At 54.9% G+C, this 20,518-nt stretch carries 17 protein-coding genes; 8 read left to right on the forward strand and 9 right to left on the reverse strand.

The features are described 5' to 3' along the window. Positions 1-17 precede the first annotated feature (17 nt). Positions 18-941, forward strand: coding sequence for a KPN_02809 family neutral zinc metallopeptidase (gene ypfJ / locus VIN76_RS08360; RefSeq protein WP_332041381.1), 924 nt, complete (start codon positions 18-20; stop codon positions 939-941). 119 nt (positions 942-1,060) lie between these two features. Here the strand turns inward: ypfJ and creD are convergent, their stop codons facing one another. Then, positions 1,061-2,473 (reverse strand): cell envelope integrity protein CreD, encoded by a 1,413-nt coding sequence (creD, locus tag VIN76_RS08365; protein ID WP_332041382.1) that lies wholly within the window; start codon positions 2,471-2,473, stop codon positions 1,061-1,063. Between the two features lie 111 nt (positions 2,474-2,584). Between creD and VIN76_RS08370 the strand changes: the two genes are divergently transcribed. Continuing rightward, a complete protein-coding gene (locus VIN76_RS08370; protein ID WP_332041383.1) occupies positions 2,585-3,748 on the forward strand; it encodes an alpha-hydroxy acid oxidase in 1,164 nt (387 codons plus the stop codon). 23 nt (positions 3,749-3,771) lie between these two features. Further along, entirely contained in the window at positions 3,772-4,281 is a 510-nt protein-coding gene (locus VIN76_RS08375; protein WP_332041384.1) for a hypothetical protein, read from the forward strand. Positions 4,282-4,348: 67 nt separating this feature from the next. Here VIN76_RS08375 and sdhA read toward each other — a convergent pair whose 3' ends face one another. From sdhA to sdhC, 3 genes are read right to left on the reverse strand one after another with little or no spacing between them, the layout of a single operon-like run. Beyond that, positions 4,349-6,181 (reverse strand): succinate dehydrogenase flavoprotein subunit, encoded by a 1,833-nt coding sequence (gene sdhA / locus VIN76_RS08380; protein ID WP_332041385.1) that lies wholly within the window; start codon positions 6,179-6,181, stop codon positions 4,349-4,351. Beyond that, positions 6,181-6,570 (reverse strand): succinate dehydrogenase, hydrophobic membrane anchor protein, encoded by a 390-nt coding sequence (sdhD, locus tag VIN76_RS08385; protein ID WP_332041386.1) that lies wholly within the window; start codon positions 6,568-6,570, stop codon positions 6,181-6,183. The genes sdhA and sdhD overlap by 1 nt, the downstream gene beginning before the upstream one ends. Positions 6,571-6,574: 4 nt before the next feature. After that, entirely contained in the window at positions 6,575-6,973 is a 399-nt protein-coding gene (sdhC, locus tag VIN76_RS08390) for a succinate dehydrogenase, cytochrome b556 subunit (protein ID WP_332041387.1), read from the reverse strand. A 243-nt stretch (positions 6,974-7,216) separates the two neighbouring features. Here sdhC and VIN76_RS08395 point away from each other — a divergent pair, with 243 nt between their 5' ends. Genes VIN76_RS08395 through VIN76_RS08410 form a run of 4 tightly spaced genes read left to right on the forward strand, consistent with a single transcriptional unit; the run spans position 7,217 to position 11,534 of the window. Then, a complete protein-coding gene (locus VIN76_RS08395) occupies positions 7,217-7,936 on the forward strand; it encodes an SDR family oxidoreductase (protein WP_332041388.1) in 720 nt (239 codons plus the stop codon). Then, positions 7,933-8,601, forward strand: coding sequence for a spermidine synthase (locus tag VIN76_RS08400; protein ID WP_332041389.1), 669 nt, complete (start codon positions 7,933-7,935; stop codon positions 8,599-8,601). Before VIN76_RS08395 ends, VIN76_RS08400 begins: the two co-directional genes overlap by 4 nt. 44 nt (positions 8,602-8,645) lie before the next feature. Then, the gene (locus VIN76_RS08405; protein WP_332041390.1) at positions 8,646-10,520 is read left to right on the forward strand and encodes an ABC-F family ATP-binding cassette domain-containing protein; all 1,875 of its coding nucleotides are present in this window, start codon (positions 8,646-8,648) and stop codon (positions 10,518-10,520) included. Positions 10,521-10,547: 27 nt separating this feature from the next. After that, a complete protein-coding gene (locus VIN76_RS08410; RefSeq protein WP_332041391.1) occupies positions 10,548-11,534 on the forward strand; it encodes a 50S ribosomal protein L11 methyltransferase in 987 nt (328 codons plus the stop codon). Between the two features lie 21 nt (positions 11,535-11,555). Here the strand turns inward: VIN76_RS08410 and phhA are convergent, their stop codons facing one another. Beyond that, positions 11,556-12,452, reverse strand: a complete 897-nt coding sequence (phhA, locus tag VIN76_RS08415; protein WP_332041392.1) for a phenylalanine 4-monooxygenase — start codon at positions 12,450-12,452, stop codon at positions 11,556-11,558. Positions 12,453-12,496: 44 nt separating this feature from the next. Between phhA and VIN76_RS08420 the strand changes: the two genes are divergently transcribed. Next, complete coding sequence (locus VIN76_RS08420) at positions 12,497-13,177, forward strand: TIGR02117 family protein (protein ID WP_332041393.1); 681 nt, start codon at positions 12,497-12,499, stop codon at positions 13,175-13,177. Positions 13,178-13,215: 38 nt separating this feature from the next. On the opposite strand, the gene ligA is transcribed toward VIN76_RS08420, so the two are convergent. From ligA to pnp, 4 genes are all read right to left on the reverse strand, one after another. Next, positions 13,216-15,342: an NAD-dependent DNA ligase LigA gene (gene ligA / locus VIN76_RS08425; protein WP_414696325.1), complete on the reverse strand. Its 2,127-nt coding sequence runs from the start codon at positions 15,340-15,342 to the stop codon at positions 13,216-13,218. After that, on the reverse strand, positions 15,342-17,006 hold the full coding sequence (gene recN, locus VIN76_RS08430) for a DNA repair protein RecN (protein WP_332041395.1): 1,665 nt from the start codon (positions 17,004-17,006) through the stop codon (positions 15,342-15,344). Before recN ends, ligA begins: the two co-directional genes overlap by 1 nt. A 72-nt stretch (positions 17,007-17,078) precedes the next feature. After that, the gene (locus tag VIN76_RS08435; protein ID WP_414696316.1) at positions 17,079-17,870 is read right to left on the reverse strand and encodes an outer membrane protein assembly factor BamD; all 792 of its coding nucleotides are present in this window, start codon (positions 17,868-17,870) and stop codon (positions 17,079-17,081) included. Between the two features lie 264 nt (positions 17,871-18,134). Then, positions 18,135-20,387 (reverse strand): polyribonucleotide nucleotidyltransferase, encoded by a 2,253-nt coding sequence (gene pnp / locus VIN76_RS08440; RefSeq protein ID WP_332041396.1) that lies wholly within the window; start codon positions 20,385-20,387, stop codon positions 18,135-18,137. Positions 20,388-20,518 lie beyond the last annotated feature (131 nt).

The raw sequence follows: 20,518 nt of genomic DNA on the forward strand, positions 1-20,518 counted from the left end.
CCATAGGAGAAGATGCCATGCGTTTAGATGATCTCGATCCCAGCAAAAATGTTCGCGATCATGGCAGGGGCGGTGGCAGCCGTTTTGGCGGCAACGGCGGCGCTGGAGGCGGCGGCCTTGGCATGCTGCTTAGCTTTCTTCCCATGTTACTGGGCCGTAAAATGGGGTGTGGCACGATATTGCTTATCGGCGGCGCAGCACTCGCCTTTATGTATTTTGGCGGAGCCGGTATGTTAACCGGCGATATGGCTAGTCAAGGCAGCCTGCCCGCCAGCGGGTCCGGCCCAGCCGTGGCCTATGACACAGCGGAAGAACGGTTTGCCGGACAGGTACTGACCTCCACCGAGCAGACATGGGAAAAGCTGTTTCGGGCTGGCGGATCACAATATACACCCACAACGATCAATTTCTATCAGGGCGGCGTTAGCTCTAATGGCTGCGGCTCTGCTACTTCAGCAGCGGGTCCATTTTATTGTCCGGCGGATCAGGGCATTTATCTCGACACATCTTTTTTCAATGAACTTGAAACAAAATTGGGCGCAGGCGGCGACTTTGCCAAAGCCTATGTCATTGCCCATGAAGTCGGCCATCATATCCAGAATCTGACCGGAACAGCCGATCAGGTGCGTCAGCAACAAAGCCGCACCAGTAAGACAGAGGGCAATGCCCTGCAAGTACGCATGGAATTACAGGCGGATTGCTATGCCGGAGTCTGGGCGGCGCAAAATGCCGACCGGATGGAGCCGGGCGATGTCGAAGAAGGCCTGACCGCCGCTCATTCCATTGGCGATGATACGTTGATACGTGGGGCCGGGCAGACGCCTGTGGAAAGCATGTTCACGCACGGAACGTCCGAGCAGCGCATGGCGTGGCTAAAAAAAGGACTGCAAACCGGCGATCCGGCAGCCTGTAACACCTTCGTAAGCGGCGCGGTTCGTTAGGTCCACTATGCCCCATAACCGTTAGCCCTGAGCCTAACGAAGGGCGTTTCTCAGGCACAGTATCAAGTCTAAAGCGCCCTTCGACAAGCTCAGGACTACCGGTATTTACCCGCTTTGCTCTATCCTCGCTTCCGCATCGTCCGCGACCAGTCCACCCGGCGGGTGACGTACATCACCCCGGCCAAGGCGGCAAAGATCAGCAACGATCCGATGAGCAGCGAATAAGCCTCAAGGCTCAACAATATGTAGATCACGCCATAAAGCGCTGCCAAAAGCCCGCCGATCATGGACGCCCGCCGCCAACTGGCCAGAACCGAAGCAACATAGGCGGTTATCAGCCCGATCGTGGCGATAGAGGCCGTGACATAGGCCAAGGCAAATCCAATAATCTCCGCAAAGGCGAGCAGCAAAACAAAGAACAGCACCAGCGCGGCGCCAACCAGAATATATTGAACGGACGAGATCCGCACTCCGCCAATCAGGTCAAACAGCAGCATCGCAACAAAGGTAAATCCGATGAAGAGGAAGCCATATTTGGTGGCCCTGCTCACCTGGTCATAGAGATCAACCGGCTGGATAAGATTGATGGTCACGCTTGAAGGCTGCGTGCCGACGCCCGCATATCTATATCCCCCGATATTGGTTTGCGGGAATATTTGCTCTCTCGCTTGCGTGGAGGTCAACGAAGTACCGAGCGCAAGGTTAGATATGCCGTATTTCGCGGTGAAGCCCGCCGCCGTAACCTCGTTAGCGGGTAGAAATCCGCCCGTAAAACTCGGGTGCGGCCATGCTGATGCAATTGTCCAGTTGGTTTGCCCCGCATCAGGGGCCATAGTAAGGCTTTCTGTCCCACGAAACTTTACGTCATATGTCACGGTAATCGTGCCATCGGCCAGAGCGCTCGCATCCATCCATGCAAAGAACCCCGTATTACCTGTTTCGCCCAGCCCTTTTCCGGGTTGCAGGACAAGGGGCTGTCCGTCGGCGGAAAGTTTGTTATTCGAGGCCAGACCCCGTGCATCGGAAAGTCCAAAACGGATTTCTGCCCGTGCAAAATTGATATCGGCGAGATCAATACCGGACCGGTCAAAGTCCTCCGGAAGTTTGAAAGTGGCGGAACCGGTCACGTTGGTATTGTATATCACAACTTCATAGATCGACCGGCTTTTCACCTCGGTCTGGATATCACTGTCAGAGGTCATCACTTCCGGCGAGATATATAGCTCCTGCGTAACCAGATCGGTGCGGGTGACGGTTTTGCCGTCCTGCTCCACCGCTGTCTGCACCTTTGCTTTGTAGGGCAGCACAATTTTCGGTCCGGCAAAGACCTGTTCCCCGCCCCAACCGGTGACGATGGACTGTTCGGCCTGATCGCTCTGGCTTTGGCGGTCGTATATTAGCAGCCAGCTTACAAAGAGGGGGATTGCGAGCAAAAAGCCGGTGAGCAACACCAAAAGGAATTTGGCACCTGGCGAGCGTTCGGTCCGCTCCTCTGGCTCGGAGGTCTGCGTGTTATCGGCACTATCACTCATCAGAAATTCTCCCTCTAGCCCCCTGCTGTCAGGTAATCGCGGCTCTTGCAAGCTTGAGCCATTGCTCTAATCATGATTTCATTCTCACCCGAGCGATGAATCGAGATTTATGTGCGCCAGATTAACACATTAGAAAATTGCCACAATGTGAACGACTTTCGTTCGCTCGCCAAAAAGCGCCTGCCCTTTCCGATCTTTGACTATATCGACGGTGCGGCCGATGACGAAGTGACGCGCCGCCGCAATACAGCGGCCTATGAAAGCTGCGACCTTATACCCAATGTCCTTGCCGGGGTAGAGACTATCGACATGACCACGACGGTCATGGGGAAAAAGATTGCCATGCCCCTGTTCCTGTCTCCCACAGCATTGCAGCGCCTGTTCCACTGGCAAGGTGAGCGCGGAGTAGCGCGGGCAGCCGAAAAATTCGGCACGTTTTTCGGTATCTCCTCCCTCGCCACCGTCAGTATCGAGGAAATCGGCGAAAGCATCAGCACGCCCAAGATGTTCCAGCTTTATGTCCACAAGGACAAGGGCTTGAACAAATCAATGGTGGAACGGTGCAAGGCTGCTAAATTTGATGCAATCACACTCACCGTGGACACGATTGTCGGCGGAAACCGCGAACGCTGTTTGCGATCCGGCTTTACCAGTCCACCGAAAATCACCCCGGCCAGTTTCCTGAGCTATGCGACCAAGCCCGCCTGGGCGCTCAACTATTTGTTTCGCGAGAATTTTGAGCTGTCCAACCTGAAAGACCATGTTGCAGAGGGCACGAACGTCGCCCTGTCGGTCGCCGACTATTTCTCCACCATGCTGGATCAGTCACTCGACTGGACCATGGCCGAAGAAATTCGCAAGGATTGGGGCGGGGAATTTTGCCTGAAAGGCATCATGTCGGTTGAGGACGCAAAACGCGCAGTGGATATTGGTGCCACCGCGATCATGGTTTCCAATCATGGCGGGCGGCAACTGGACGGATCCCGCGCTCCTTTTGATCAGCTTGCGGAAATTTGCGATGCGGTAGGGGACCGAATTGATGTCATTTGCGATGGTGGTATTACTCGCGGCAGCCATGTGCTAAAGGCGCTTAGCGTCGGAGCCAAAGCCTGTTCCGGCGGGCGACTCTATCTCTATGCGCTGGCTGCGGCGGGTCAGGCCGGCGTGGAGCGCACTCTCGGATTATTGCAAGCGGAGATTGAACGGGATATGAAATTGATGGGCGTTACATCCGTCCACCAGTTGAACCGGGATAATTTGCGGTATCGACCCTAGATTATCAACAAGGAAGCTCTACGATGCGAAACTTTATAAGATTGGCGACAGCCTCCACCGCGATGGTGCTACTTCTGTCACCGGCAGCGCATGCCCAAATGCACGATCCCGATGAGCCAATCGAAAAACATGCAGAAGGTGCAATCACCACACCGGTCAAGGATATTGGCCTGAAAAAGACTGAAATCCCTGAAAAGCTGATTGCCATTCAGGATGATCCCTATTCGCTTGACGGCCTGCGCCGCTGCGCCGCGATTATCAAAGAGGTTGAGGAACTGAATGCAGTTCTGGCCGCTGATGTGAACGAGGAAGTTGATAAAACCAGAGCTGAAAAGCGGGAAGAAACTGCCGGACGTGTTGCGGGCGGAGTGATCGGCGGCATTATCCCCTTTCGCGGCCTTGTGCGCGAAATATCTGGTGCTGCTGGCGACGAACGCAAATATAATGCCGCCGCTTATGCCGGCGCAGCGCGGCGGAGTTTCCTGAAGGGAATAGGCCACGAACGCGGTTGTAAAGCACCCGCGCGGCCTTGATTTAGGAGTCTTGAGTTAGGAGTGGGTAGCGGGCCGCATCAGCGAGCCCTTCCCCACTCCCATAAAATCAGTAAACCCGCTTCTTGGGCTCTACATATGTCGCTTCGTCGGTCAACGTATAGTCATGCACCGGACGATAGCTGAGATCGACCTTGCCAGTGCCACGTGACTTGTCGGGACCGCCCCAGCCGCTGAATGTGGAAATCGTATGCTTCATCCATTCCTTGTCATTACGGTCTGGATAATCTTCATGCATATGCGCGCCGCGGCTTTCTTTGCGGTTGGCTGCGCTTTCCATCGTCACAACAGCTTGCCCCATCAGGTTATCAAGCTCCAGCGTTTCGATAAGGTCCGTGTTCCAGATAAGCGAACGGTCACTCACATGGAGGTCGCCCATTTTCTGGTTCACTACCCGCATCGCGGCTACGCCTTCGGCAAGCAATTCATCATCGCGGAACACTGCACAGTTTTTCTGCATCGTTTTTTGCATTTCCGTACGCAGTTGGGCGGTTGGCGTGCCGCCTTTTGCATAGCGGAAGTGATCCAGACGGGTGAGCGCCAGATCCGCAGAATCCTTTGGCAATGGCTTATGCGGCGTGCCCGGGGTCAGCTTGTCTTTAAGACGCAGACCGGTTGCACGGCCAAATACCACCAGATCGATCAGCGAGTTGGAACCCAGGCGGTTTGCACCGTGGACCGAAACACACGCAGCTTCACCGACGGCGAACAGGCCGGGCACAATAGCATCCGGATCATCCTTGGTCGGGTTCACGACTTCGCCATGATAGTTACAGGGTATACCGCCCATGTTGTAATGGACCGTTGGTACAACCGGCAGCGCTTGGCGCGTCAGATCGACATTGGCGAAAATCTTGCCGGTCTCGGTAATGCCCGGCAGGCGTTCTGCCAGAACAGCCGGATCAATATGGTCGAGATGGAGATAGATATGATCTTTCTCTGGCCCGACACCGCGCCCTTCACGAATTTCGGTCGCCATGCAGCGGGAAACAACGTCACGGCTGGCCAGGTCTTTTGCACTTGGAGCATAGCGTTCCATGAAACGCTCACCTTCCGAGTTGGTCAGGTAACCACCCTCTCCGCGTGCGCCTTCGGTAATCAGTACGCCCGCGCCATAAATGCCGGTCGGGTGGAACTGGACAAACTCCATATCCTGCAAAGGCAGGCCAGCACGCAGCACCATACCGCCGCCGTCGCCGGTGCAGGCATGCGCTGATGTTGCGCTGAAAAAGCAACGGCCATATCCGCCCGTTGCCAGCACAACCGCATGGGCGCGGAAACGGTGGATCGATCCGTCTTCCATACAGATTGCAATAACGCCCCGACATTCTCCGTCTTCCATGATCAGGTCGATCGCGAAATATTCGATGAAGAAATCCGCATCATATTTCAGGCTTTGCTGATACAAAGCATGTAGCATTGCATGGCCGGTCCGGTCCGCCGCTGCACAGGTCCGCTGCACTGGCGGGCCTTCACCCAAATTCTGCATGTGGCCGCCGAACGGACGCTGATAGATCGTGCCATCTTCGTTACGAGAGAACGGCACACCGGCATGTTCCAGTTCGTAAACCGCTTGCGGCGCTTCACGGACAAGATATTCAATCGCGTCCTGATCGCCCAGCCAGTCAGATCCCTTGACCGTGTCATACATATGCCAGGTCCAGTGATCCGGCGTGTTGTTGCCCAGCGAAGCGGCAATACCGCCCTGCGCCGCAACCGTATGCGAACGGGTTGGAAAAACCTTGGTAATGCAGGCAGTTTTCAGACCGGCTTCCGCAGAACCCATGGTGGCCCGCAAGCCGGACCCACCGGCACCCACGACGACCGTGTCATACATATGGTCAATAATTTTATAAGCGGGCTGTGAATTTGTGTCAGTCATTAGGCGACCACTCCGGTAAAGGCGACCTTGGCAACAGCGAAGATTCCCAGCGCTGCACCGCCAATGGCGAAAAAGTTAAGCAAGATGATGAGGCCGAATTTCGCACCTTGATCGGGAATATAATCCTCGATCAAAACCTGCAGACCAAGCCGCAAGTGCCAGAAAATGCTGACCAGCATCAATATCATCGGAACCGCGACCAGCGGCGAAGACAGCCAGCCGACAAGCAGTTCATGTTCGTAATTGGGCAATCTGAGCAACGAAACCAAAAGCCAAGCAACCAGCAGAAGGTTGCTAACGGCTGTGACCCGCTGGATTATCCAGTGATGTGCGCCACCATGGGCAGAGCCAAGACCGCGGACCTTACCAATATCTGTTCCTGATCCCATCGTGTTATCCAATCAGCTTTGTATAGATGAAAAACCAGAACGCAGCAGTGGAAAGCAACGCCAGAACAGGCACGGCGGACGACCACTTTTTGTTCAACTGAAGCTCGTAACCGGCACCTGCATCAAGCACGAAATGGCGTAATCCGGAATAGATATGCTCGAACAGGGCAAAGCTCATACCGATCATCACGACAAAGCCGGGTATGCTCGTCATGACGCTAACGAAAGTCTCATACGACTCTGGCCCGGCAGAAATGCTGTATAGCCACCACACCAATATCGGGGCACCCAGCAACGCAAGCGCGTCACCTGTAGCCCGGTGAAGGATGGAAACCAGCATATGTGGCCCCCACTTATAAATTCCCAAATGCGGCGATAATGGCCGGTTTGTTGATTTAGCCAATTTTTGTCCCCTGATGAGTAGAGCCAATTATCATACGGCTCCGGAGTCTTTGTAATGAAGCAGTGCTTTAGCGAAATCACGGCATCATGCAAATAGGATAGCAGGGTTTTTCTATATCGTCAGCCGGATTTCCTTAGAATTTCCCTGTTCGCTCGCCCAAATCACCTAATAGCTATTAAAATTATGAGCGATTTCCAATCTCTTGTTGGACCTTTTCACACGTCCGCTCTATTCGTTTGCAATATGACACATGCAAAAACACATATTCTGGTAACCGGAGCCAGCCGCGGCATTGGCAAGGCGGTATTGGACAGCTTTGATACACAGAAAGTCCATGCTATTGGCCAAAGCACTTCTGGCGGGGCAGGCCTGTTACAATCTGATTTTACACAGCCGGACCAGATCGCCCTGCTGTGGGACAATGCTCTGGAACGGCTGGATGGCCGGATAGATGTTCTTATCAACAATGCCGGTATCTTTGACCCGAACCCGATTACCAAAGATAGCGACGACTGGCTTGAAAGCTGGAACCGCACGATGCAAATCAATCTCACCGCATCTGCCCAGCTTTGCCGTTTGGCGGTGCAGCATTACCAAAGCAATGGGAGCAGCGGCAGGATCATCAATATCGCCAGCCGCGCCGCCTATCGCGGTGACGGGCCGGATTATTGGCATTATGCAGCGTCAAAAGGCGGCATGGTTGCGATGACCAAATCCATCGCCCGCGCCTATGCCCATGAAGGCATCCTCGCCTTTGCAATCTGTCCCGGCTTTACGATGACCGGCATGGCGGAGGAATATCTGGAAAGTCGCGGCGGCGATAAACTGTTGCAGGATATTCCCCTTGGCCGCGTGGCCCAGCCAGAGGAAATTGCCTCTATGGCCAAATATTGTGCGATTGACGCTCCGGCGTCGATGACCGGCGCAGTGCTTGATGCCAATGGCGCGAGCTTTGTGCGGTGATACCGCGCATATTGATTGACAGCGCGCAAATTCCGGGCGGCGGGGAGCTTCGGCTTTTTCAGCGCGGCAAGGAATTTTCGATCATGCTCGGCAATAACGAGCTGATGAACAGCCGCCTTAGCGGGTCGGAGGAAGCACTTGCCACCCTGCCCTGTGAACGGCTGTCCGGCCGGGCTGCATCGCGGATATTGATCGGCGGACTAGGAATGGGCTTTACCCTTCGCGCCGCCCTGCCCTTGCTGGATGCCAGCGCGGAAGTCATTGTCGCGGAACTGGTTCCCGCCGTCGTCAAATGGGCGCGCGGACCAATGGCAGATTTATTTGAGGGCAGCTTGTCCAACCCTCGTGTATCAATCGAAACCGCCGATGTGTTTGACTTGATTTCCGAGCATCAAGACCATTTTGACGCCATCCTGCTTGATGTCGATAACGGTCCGGACGGGATCACCCATGCATCGAATGACCGGCTTTATACAATTGCCGGGTTAAAGGCCGCCAAAAGAGCGCTGCGCCCCGGCGGAATATTGGCTGTCTGGTCCTCTGCATCGGATCCAAAATTTACACGACGATTGATGAAGGCCGGATTTTCGGTTGAAGAAAACCCGGTACGTGGCCGCGGGAAACGCGGCGCGCATCACATGATTTGGTTGGCTACCAGGACTTAAAACGTTCACTAGCCGAATCCCCAAAGCTCCGCTAACGAGCGGCCATGCTTAATTTCAGCAACATAACAGTGCGCCTTGGCGGAGCGGTCATATTGGACGGGGCGACGGCTGCCCTGCCCCCCGGTGCGCGCGTGGGGATGATCGGCCGTAATGGCGCGGGCAAGTCCACCTTGATGAAGGTGATTGCCGGACTGCTGGAGCCGGATGACGGCAGCGTGGACATGCCCAAAGGCGCACGCATGGGCTACATTGCACAGGAAGCTCCCGCGGGAGCAGCAAGCCCGCTGGACACTGTTTTGGCGGCGGATACAGAGCGGGCGTCGCTGTTGCAGGAGGCGGAAACCGCTGATGAGCCGCACCGGATTGCCGAAATTCATGAACGCCTGAATATTATCGAAGCGCACAGCGCGCCTGCCCGTGCAGCAAAAATCCTGATCGGTCTGGGCTTCGATGAAGAAGCACAGCAACAGCCCATGGACAGCTTTTCCGGCGGCTGGCGGATGCGGGTGGCGCTTGCCGCGCTTTTGTTCTCGCAGCCCGAATTGCTGCTGCTTGACGAGCCTTCAAACCACCTCGACCTGGAAGCAACCTTGTGGCTGGAAAATTTCCTGACCAGCTATCAGGCGACTATCCTGGTGATCAGCCATGAACGGGATTTGCTGAACAATGTGGTTGATCATATTCTGCACCTGCAGGGCGGAAAGACCACGCTCTACCCCGGCGGCTATGATGCGTTTGAGAAACAGCGCGCCGAACGTCAGGCGCAGTTGGCCTCGGCCCGTGAAAAGCAAGTTGCTCAACGTGAAAAACTGCAAGCCTTTGTCGACCGCTGGGGAGCCAAGGCACATAGCGCGAAACAGGCGCAAAGCCGCGTCAAGGCATTGTCCCGCATGGAGCCAATAGCTGCGGCAATAGATGACCCGTCGCTCAGCTTTCATTTCCCCAGCCCGGCCGAACTGAAACCGCCGCTCATCACGCTTGACGATGCGGCCGTTGGTTATGGCGATAATATCATATTGTCGGACCTGAACCTTCGTCTTGATCCCGATGACCGAACGGCTTTGCTGGGCCGTAATGGTAATGGCAAAACGACGCTGGCCCGCCTACTCGCCAGCCAGTTGGAGCCAAAAGCGGGGGCGATGAATAAATCGGGCAAGCTCACCGTCGGTTATTTCACCCAATATCAGGTTGAAGAACTGGACACGACCGACACGCCGCTCGAACATATGACGCGGTTGATGAAGGATGCCAAGCCGGGAGCCGTGCGTGCGCAGCTTGGACGGTTTGGTTTTTCCGGTGACAAAGCCACGGTGAAAGTCGGCAAGCTGTCGGGCGGCGAACGTGCGCGGCTTGCGCTTGCCCTGATTACCCGCGATGCGCCGCATCTGCTGATCCTTGACGAGCCGACAAACCACCTTGATGTTGATGCCCGCGAAGCGCTTGTGCATGCGCTGAATGAATATAGCGGCGCGGTGATCCTTGTCAGCCATGACCGCCATATGCTGGAACTGACCGCTGACCGCCTTGTCATGGTCGACAGCGGAAAGGCCAAGGAGTTTTCTGGCACGCTGAACGATTATACCGATTTTGTTCTGGGCCGAAACCAGGAGAAGTCGGCGGGGAGCAGCAGTAGCGGCGGCAACCGCAAGGAAGAGCGCCGTCTTGCCGCCGAACGGCGCAAGGAGCAATCGGAGCTGCGCAAAGCCGCCAGCACCGCCGAAAAGAAAATCGAAACGCTCGGCAAAAAACTGTCCGGCATTGACCGCGCGATGTTCGATCCAGCCAGTGCGGAAAAAGAATATGCGGATTTAACCATGACCGAGCTGATGAAGCTGCGCGCCTCTGTGCAGGACGAGCTGGAACAGAACGAAACCGCCTGGCTTGCTGCCAATGAAGCGCTGGAGATGGCCAATGCCTGACAATATTTTCAACCCGGTCGCATTCCGGTGACCGATACGTGGAAAATCACTGTGCCGTGCACCCGCGCAGAGGCCGACCGCCTGGCGGAGGAGGAAGATCTTTTCTCCAGTTTCACCGATAATCCGCCAACGACCGTCACCCGCGAAGCCAGCCCCGAAACGCCCGATGACTGGTTGATCGAAATATATTGTAACGCAAAACCCGATAACGCGCTCCTGAAAGCCGCTGCCGAGCTTTCCCCGTCCGCCCGGTCATCCAATATTGATCCGGTGGCCGAAAAACTGGAGGACGAGGACTGGGTCACGCTGAGCCAGCAAGGTCTGGAGCCTTTACGCACAGGCCGCTTTTATGTGCATACATCAAACAGTCCCCCATTGGATGATGCGAAGGTCACGAATATCTGTATCGACGCAGGCCAAGCCTTTGGCACCGGTCATCATGAAACGACCATGGGCTGTCTGGCCAGTCTTGACCGGCTGAAACACCGCGGCCAGCAATATCGCAATATCATTGATGTCGGAACAGGAACCGGCCTTCTGGCTTTTGCGGCGCGCAGCTTGTGGCCAGCCGCCGCCATAATCGCCAGTGATATTGACCCGGTTGCTGTTGAGGTCAGCGCAGAAAATGCCCGGATAAACGGCATTGCGACGGGACCGTTACCGGGCGCTATAAAATTGCTGGCCAGCAATGGCCTTGACCATATTGCTATCGGTCGGCGCGCGCCTTTCGACCTGATCATTGCCAATATCCTTGCAGGACCGCTCATCGCCCTCGCCCCGCAAATCGCGGCGGCTGCAGCGCCCAATACGGTCCTGATTCTGGCTGGTCTGTTAAAAGCGCAGCAGAGCGATGTTCTGCACGCCTATATCAGGGAAGGCTTTCGTCTGCGGCACGTCCAGTTGGAAAATGAATGGCCCTGCCTAACGTTGGTCAAAGCCAAGGATTATGGCTCATCCAGAACAAGAAGGATCACCAAATCACCCTTGGCCCGTGATTATTTCGGGGAATGCTGAGGTAGCTTCTCTCCCGCGTCCTCAAACAACAACCGCCTCACCGGACTGCGCGCTGGCATGGTCCTGCGTCCCGTGCGACAACACCTTGTCCCCCTCGACAATATCGGCAATCGCAATATCCGGCATATTGGCAATTTTTTCGTAAACCGGTTTGAAATCCGTCTCGACCGTCACGCGCAGCAATTCATCAAAGCTGGGGATGACAAAATAATTCTGCTGATAATCGTCTATCCTATATTCCGTGCGCAATACCCGTTCCAGGTCGAACATGATCCGGTTGGGGCTATCGCTATCCAGCGCAAAGATGCTTTCGCCATAGCTGGACACGATCCCCGCGCCATAGATGCGCAGCCCTTCCGGTTCCTGAATAAGCCCGAATTCAACCGTATACCAATATAGCCGCGCGAGTTGTTTCAGCGCCCCGTACTTGAGCGCCCGAAGCCCCCCGCGTCCATAGGCCTCCATATAATCGGCAAAACGCTGGTCCGCGAGCATCGGTACGTGACCGAAAACATCGTGGAAAACATCCGGTTCCTGTAAATAATCTAGCTGGTTCGGCTTCCTGATAAAATTGCCAGACACGAAACGGCGATTGGCGAGGTGATCGAAAAATACATCATCAGGGACCAGTCCGGGCACCGCGACGACTTTCCATCCGGTCGCGTCCATCAATATCCGGTTCAGTTCATCAAAGTCCGGAATGCCGGGCTTGGAAAGCTGCAATATATCAACGCCGTCCAGAAATGCCTGCGCCGCGCGGCCGGGCAACATTTTGCGCTGACGCTCAAAAAGCGTGTCCCAGGTGGCATGTTCTTCATCACTATAACCAGCCCAGTTCTGGTCAATTGTCCAGTCGGCATTTGCGTGTGCCGGTGGCTTGTCATAGACATGGGATTCCGGATCGGGAGCGGTTAGCATGGATCCCTCTTACAGCAAAAAAGGTTTCAATGGCAACTTTTCGAATGAAATGGCTGTCCCGTATCATAGCCAGCCTTTTGGCCGTGATCGCGCTATATCTTGTCGCTGCCCTGCTTGGAAGCATTATACCCGCCAACCAATTCTGGAAAAGCACCGATAGCGGCATAGAACTATTCATTGAAACCAACGACTTGCACACCGGAATCATCATGCCAGTCTATAGCGACGTGCATGATTGGCGAACATTGGTCCGCCCCGAACATGTTGACAGTCCAATGGGCTATAGCAGTCATATTCTGGTCGGATGGGGCCATGAAGGCGTCTATCGAAATACCGAAAATTGGCAGGATCTGCGCTTCAGCGACGCCACAAGCGCGATATTTGGCAGCGATGACGTATTGCTGCACGTTTATCACCTGAACTATCCACAGGCTTATCCCCATTACCGGCGGCGCATCACAGTCAGCGAGGCGGAATATCGCCTGATCGTGAAGGCCATTAAGGAACGCTTCGTGCTGGACGAGGCCGGACAAGCCATTCCGTCTCCCGGCTATGGGAAGCACGATCTATTTTATAAAGCCTATGGCCATTATAACGCCTTTTACACCTGCAATAACTGGACCAGTGATGTCCTGCGTCAGGCCGGGATCAGAACCGGCATCTGGACCCCGTTTCAGGGCGGAGTAATGCGCTGGGTTCCGGAAGGCGAAACGGATAATCAGTAATTACATTCACTCCCACGGTTAAAGACCGTTGGCCTTCCTTACCCCGCCGCTTTCACAATCTCCGCCCAGGCGGCTTCATCAATAACCTCAATACCCAGTTCGGCGGCTTTCTTCATTTTGGATCCCGCACCGGGTCCGGCAACCACCAAATCGGTCTTGGCACTAACAGAACCAGATGCCTTTGCTCCCAAAGCCTCGGCTTGCGCCTTTGCCTCATCGCGGCTCATCGTTTCCAGCTTGCCGGTGAAAACCACCGTTTTGCCCGCCACCGCGCTATCGCGTGTTTCGACAATATAATCGGGCGGTGACACTTCACTCAACAGATCATCCCAAACCGCGCGATTATGCGGTTCATGGAAAAAGTCTGCCAGAGCCTCGGCCACGGTTGGTCCCACGCCATCAATGGCTGTAATTTCTTCACGGACCGATTCATCCTCTCGCGCAGCAACAGCAACTTTGGCCAATTTAGGCAGCGTCGTAAAGTTCTTCATCAAATCACGCGCCGTTACTGCGCCGATATGGCGGATTCCCAAACCGAAAAGCAGCCGCGCCGCATCAGCCGAGCGTTTCTTTTCCACAGCCGCCAACAAGTTATCCACAGACTTTTCCTGCCACCCATCCCGCGCCAATATCTCTTTGCGATACTTGTGCAGACGAAAAATGTCCGCAGGGCTTTCGATAAAACCGGCCTCAATAAATTCCGCGATGCTTTTCTCACCCAGGCCATCTATATCCAGCGCCGCACGCGACACGAAATGGACCAGCCGCTGAAACCGCTGGGCCGGGCAGATCAAACCGCCGGTGCAGCGGACATCGACTTCCCCCTCTTCCGCGACCGCCTCGCTATTACATTCCGGGCAATGGTCGGGAAAAATATAGGGTTCACGCGGTTCATCACGCGTAAGGTTTTCAACAACCTGCGGTATAACGTCCCCCGCCCGCTGAACCAGGACACGGTCGCCGGGGCGCACGCCCAGCCGCTCTATTTCATCGCGGTTATGCAGAGTCACGTTGGACACGACCACCCCGCCCACCGTCACCGGTTTCAGCCGCCCGACGGGGGTCAATTTGCCAGTGCGGCCAACCTGAATATCAATGCTTTCCAGCGTCGTTTGCGCCTGCTCCGCCGGGAATTTATGGGCGATGGCCCAGCGCGGCGACTTGGCCACAAATCCAAGACGTTGCTGCCAATCGAGCCGATCAACCTTGTAAACCACTCCGTCAATATCATAAGGCATATCCGCACGCTCTGCCTCGATATGCCGGTAATGGTCCAGCATCTTATCAACCGTATCAAACCGCTTCATCAGCGGTGATACAGGAACGCCCCAACCGGCGATTGCGGCCATAACATCAAAAATACTATCCCCCGGAACCTCGCTTGCCACGCCCCAGCCATGCGCCCAGAATTTCAGGGGACGTTTGGCCGTAACCTGTGCATCTTTTTGGCGTAGCGATCCTGCCGCTGCATTGCGGGGATTGGCAAACTGGCGGATTTTTGAAGGGTCGAAATCGATGTTCTTCGCTTCTGCCGCCGCTTTGCCTTCTTCCATCAATCGGGTGTTCAATCCCGCAAAATCGCTCTTGGCCATATAGACCTCTCCGCGAATTTCAAAAATATCGGGCGCATCCCCGGCCAGCACTTGCGGAATATCGGCAATCATCCGGACATTGGCGGTCACATCCTCGCCAACCTGCCCATCACCGCGCGTGGCGGCCAGCACAAGCTCGCCTTTCTCGTAACGCAGTGCGCAGGACAGGCCGTCAATCTTGTCCTCCGCCGTCACCGCAACCGGCTCACCCTCCGGCAAGTTCAAGAACCGCCGCACCCGCGCGATCCATTCGGTGATATCCTCATCCGCAAATGCGTTGTCGAGCGAATACATCCGCTGTTCGTGCGTGACTTTTGATAATGGTGAACTGGCCACCGCCGCACCAACTAGCCGATTCGGGCTGTCATCGCGCACCAGATGCGGAAACGCCTCCTCCAGCTCATTATTCCTCCGCACCAGCGCATCATATTCCGCATCGGAAATTTCCGGCGAGTCTTCGGTATGGTAAAGCTTGTTATGCTTGGCGATTATGCGGGCAAGGCGCATCAATTCATTAGCGGCCTCCGCTTCCGAGAGTTTGGCGGGGGGAGTATCGTTCACGGACTCCTGCATCACGCCCGCTCCAGCAGCCGGTCTGCTTGCGCACGCGCTTCATCCGTCACATCTGCACCGGACAGCATCCGGGCAATTTCCTGTCGCCGGCCTTCGTCATCCAGCGCGTTGACATCGGTGCGCGATACGGTGCCGTTAGAGCTTTTGTTGATTAGCATATGGGCATTGCCTTTCGATGCCACTTGCGGGCTATGCGTCACGACCAGTAATTGCGCGCTGTTCGACAGGCGTGATAATCTATCGCCAATGGCCGATGCCACCGCGCCGCCAACGCCGCGGTCCACTTCGTCAAAAATAATTGTCTTGGCCCCTCCTTCTTCCGCCAACGCCACTTTCAGCGCCAATATGAACCGTGACAGTTCACCACCTGAAGCAATCTTGCCGAGCGGTGCCAACGGTGCGCCGGGATTGGTGGAAATTAAAAATTCCACCCGGTCCATCCCGCTCGCCCCCCACCGGTCCTCGGCCAGTGGTTCCAACAGGGTTTCAAACCGAGCAGCGTCCAGTTTCAGCGGCACTAATTCCCCTGCAACCGCCTTGTCCAGCGCCTTTGCGGCCTTCGTGCGCCTCTCCCGCAGGGCCTCCGCCGCCTCCATATAGGCCTGTTTCGTGGCCTTCACTTTCGTCTCCATTGACTCCAGTGATTTGCCCCCGTCGCTAATCGCAGCAAGCCGGTTTTCCAGATCAATCAGCAATTGCGGCAGTTCATCCCCCGCAACCCGATGCTTGCGCGCCAAAGCTCGCAAATCAAATAAACGTGTCTCCATATCGTCCAGCCGCTGCGGATCAAAAGCGAGCGTATAGGCTGCTTCGTTCAACTTATCCTCCGCCTCGCCCGCTTCGATAACAGCTCGGTCAATTGCTTGCAGCGCCTCACTCAGCAACGGATGATCTTCGGCAATCCGGTCAAGCCGCCGCGCCGCTGCTCTCAAGGATGCAAGACCGCCATTCGATCCGTCAAAGGCGGCTCTGATCGCTTCAAGGTCACCGGTCAACTTTTCGCCCTTCATCATCGCCGCGCGTCCAAGCGCCAGTTCCTGTTCCTCGCCTGACTGCGGCGCAAATTTGGATAGCTCCGCTACACTATCTTCCAGATATTCCCGGTCCTTCTCCGCTGTTTCCTGATCCTCCAAAGCCTTTTCCAGATCGGCCTTGGCTGCCTGCCAATTTTCAAAAGCCTGTCGCACCTTTGCGACATCAACCCGGGCATAGCTATCAAGTAAAGCCTTGTGTCCGCGTGGATTTATCAGGCCGCGATCATCATGCTGTCCGTGAATCTCGATCAACCGGCTACCCACATCGCGGAGCATAGCTGCAGAACAGGGCTGGTCGTTGATAAAAGCACGGCTGCCGCCATCCGCCTTGACTGAGCGTTTTATGATGAGCGGTTCACCGGGTTCCATATCAATATCATTATTGCTTAGATATTCGGCCAGTTTGCTGTCTGCTGCTGGCGGAGCAAAGCTTGCGGTGACTTGCGCCTTTTCAGTGCCTTGACGCACCAGCCCGCTATCCGCGCGATTGCCAAGCGCAAGGCCGAGGGAATCCAGCAAGATCGATTTACCCGCCCCCGTTTCACCGGTCAGTACCGACAGTCCGGCCCCAAACTCCAGGTCCAGAGCCTCGATAAGAACAATATCACGAATGGAAAGGGACTGCAGCACAGCCCTCTCTTAAATCACGTTCATCTTAGCTGCAATGACCCATGAACATGGCGGAAAGCAATTTGCGTAAAATCAACTCGCGCTCAGCTTGTCCCCATGCTTGTTTATCAGGTCATAAGCACGCTCGTACCATTTTGAACCGGGATAGTTTGCGCCAAGAACCGCTGCCGATTTCTTGGCTTCCGTCGGGACACCCAGCGCAAGATAGGATTCGGTCAACCGCATCAATGCTTCAGGCGCATGAGTGGTCGTTTCATATGTGTCGATAACAGTACGGAAACGTATGGATGCGGCAAGCCATTTGCCCCGCCGCTGGTAAAAGCGACCAATTTCCATTTCCTTACCAGCCAGATGGTCGTTGACCAGATCCATTTTTAACAAGGCATCGGCGGCATAGCTGGTATTGGGATAGCGGCGCGCCACTTCACCCAATGTTGCCAGTGCTTGTTCGGTAATTTTCTGGTCGCGCGTTACGTCGCTAATCTGTTCGTAATAGCTAAGCGCAATCAGATAATACGCATATGGCGCGTCTTTATTACCCGGATGGATCGATAAAAAGCGACGTGCAGACTCGATTGCCTTGTTATAATCACCGGCGACATAATAGCTAAATGCGCTCATCTGCTGTGCGCGGCGTGCCCACGGCGAATAAGGGTGTTGACGCTCAACCTCATCAAATAATGCTGCAGCAATTTTATATTGACCGCGGTCCAGCCGGTCTTTTGCCGCATTATACAATGTGTTTACATCACGTGCGACATAACTGGTGTCCGTGCTGCCTCCACCACCGCCCAGCGATGCACAAGCCGAAAGCGCGGTAACCGACAGGCCTAACAGGGCCGCTTTGATGATCATGTTTTTCATAACACTTCCCTTAACCACTAATCCCCTGCCCGCCAATAGTTGTTTGAACAGCGCGCTATCTTTGATTGCTATTGGCTCAACCAGTGCCCCCGGTTTCTAGCGCGTTCTCGTTATCTGTAAGATGAATGAACAAGGCAAAATAATAGCGATTATCCCGTAGGCCATAAACTATCCACTTGTGAACAAAGGCAAATTTCCGGTAGGATAAACGTAAAAAAAGGGCCCCGCTTTCACGGAGCCCTTTTTATTATAAGTCCAAAAGATCTAGTCTTCTGTGATCGAGCTTGGCAGCGGAATATCACCGCCACTGTCGTTGTTACCGTCATTGTTACGACCACGACCACGACCGCGGCCACCGCCATCACGGCGTGGCCCACGAGGCTTGTCACCGCGTGGTTCGCGTGCAGGTCGGGTATCTTCCAGCTCTTCGCCGGTTTCTTGATCTACGACCCGCATCGACAGGCGAACCTTGCCGCGCTGGTCGATTTCGAGGACCTTGACCTTGACTTCCTGACCTTCGCTCAACACGTCGGAGACTTTCTCAACGCGCTCATTCTTGATTTCAGAGACGTGGACAAGACCGTCTTTGCCGCCCATGAAGTTCACGAATGCACCAAAATCAACGAGGTTTACTACTTTCCCGTCGTAGACTTTGCCGACCTCGGCTTCTTCGACAATGCCCTTGATCCAGGCGATCGCCGCATCAATCTGGGATTTGTCGGAAGAAGAAACCTTGATCAGGCCTTCATCGTCGATATCCACCTTAGCGCCAGTTTCCGCAACGATTTCGCGGATCACCTTACCGCCAGTACCAATAACGTCGCGGATCTTCTCTTTGTTGATCTGCAAGGTTTCGATACGCGGAGCATGTTCGGACATTTCGGTACGAACCGAGGACAGAGCCTTGCTCATTTCACCAAGGATATGCGCACGGCCGCCATTGGCTTGTTCCAGTGCAGTTTTCATGATCTCCTGCGTAATGCCGGCTACCTTGATGTCCATCTGCAAGGAGGTGATGCCTTTTTCGGTACCCGCAACCTTGAAGTCCATGTCGCCAAGGTGATCTTCGTCGCCCAGAATATCGGACAGAACCGCAAATTCTTCGCCTTCGAGGATCAAGCCCATGGCAATCCCGGAAACCGGACGCGCCAAAGGCACACCTGCATCCATCATGGCCAATGAACCGCCACAAACAGTCGCCATCGAAGACGAACCATTGGATTCGGTAATGTCGGAAAGCACACGGATCGTATAGGGGAACTCCTCCACCGCCGGTAGAACCGGGCGAAGCGCACGGAAAGCAAGCTTACCATGACCGGTTTCGCGGCGGCTGGTGAAACCGAAACGGCCTACTTCGCCAACCGAATAGGGCGGGAAGTTATAGTGCAGCATGAAATTGGAATAGCTGAGGCCTTCCAGACCGTCGATCATCTGCTCCGCATCTTTGGTGCCCAATGTCGTGGTAACAATCGCCTGTGTTTCACCACGGGTGAACAGAGCCGAACCATGAGTCCGTGGAAGCAAGCCAACCATAGCTTCGATCGGACGCACCTGATCCAGCTTACGACCATCAATACGTGTACCGTCTTTGATGATCGCCCCGCGAACGATTTCGGCTTCCAGTTTCTTAACCATCTTACCGGCGGTCATCTGGGTCTGACCGTCTTCATCGGCATATTTTTCTTTGGCTTTTTCACGAACCGCATTCAGAGCTTCGGAGCGTGCCGATTTATCGGTTTTCTTGTAGGCCGCAGCAATGTCTTTTCCAACCAGCTTACGCAGGTCTTCCTTGATGGCGCTATTATCTTCGCCAGCATCAAGCTGCCAAGGTTCTTTGGCGGCCTTTTCAGCCAATTCGATAATCAGGCCGGCAACATCTTTCGCCGCATCATGGGCAAACTGAACAGCGCCAAGCATGACTTCTTCGGAAAGCTCTTGCGCTTCCGATTCAACCATCATCACTGCACCATGTGTCGCTGCAACAACCAAATCGAGTTCGCCTTCTGCGACTTCTTCCATGGATGGGTTTAGCTGATATTCGCCTTCTTTATAGCCGACACGAGCCGCACCGATTGGCCCCATGAATGGAACGCCGGAAATGGTCAGCGCTGCGGAAGCCGCAACCATGGCCAGAACATCAGGCTCGTTGACGCCATCATAGCTCATCACCTGACATATCACGTTGATTTCGTTGTAGAAACCTTCGGGGAATAGTGGGCGACAAGGACGGTCAATCAAACGCGAAGTCAGCGTTTCTTTTTCCGTCGCACGGCCTTCACGCTTAAAAAAGCCGCCTGGAATACGACCAGCGGCTGAGAATTTTTCCTGATAATGAACAGTAAGCGGGAAGAAGTCCTGACCCTCTTTTACCGATTTAGCGGCGGTAACTGCACATAGCACAACCGTTTCGCCGAGGGTCGCGAGTACCGCACCATCAGCCTGACGAGCAATACGGCCCGTTTCGAGGGTGAGGGTCTGTCCGCCCCACTCCATTTCAACTTTCTTTACATCAAACATTCGTATTTTCCTTTGTCCCGCCTGCCCTATGCAATGCGGGGGCTTTCATTTGTCCAGCAATCCGGCTGAACAGCGGTTGAGAGCTATTGTAGCTCTTCTTTCCTGGCATCTCCCACCTTATTATGAGAATT

The sequence above is a fragment of the Parasphingorhabdus sp. genome (genome assembly GCF_036568145.1).
Taxonomy (GTDB): domain Bacteria; phylum Pseudomonadota; class Alphaproteobacteria; order Sphingomonadales; family Sphingomonadaceae; genus Parasphingorhabdus.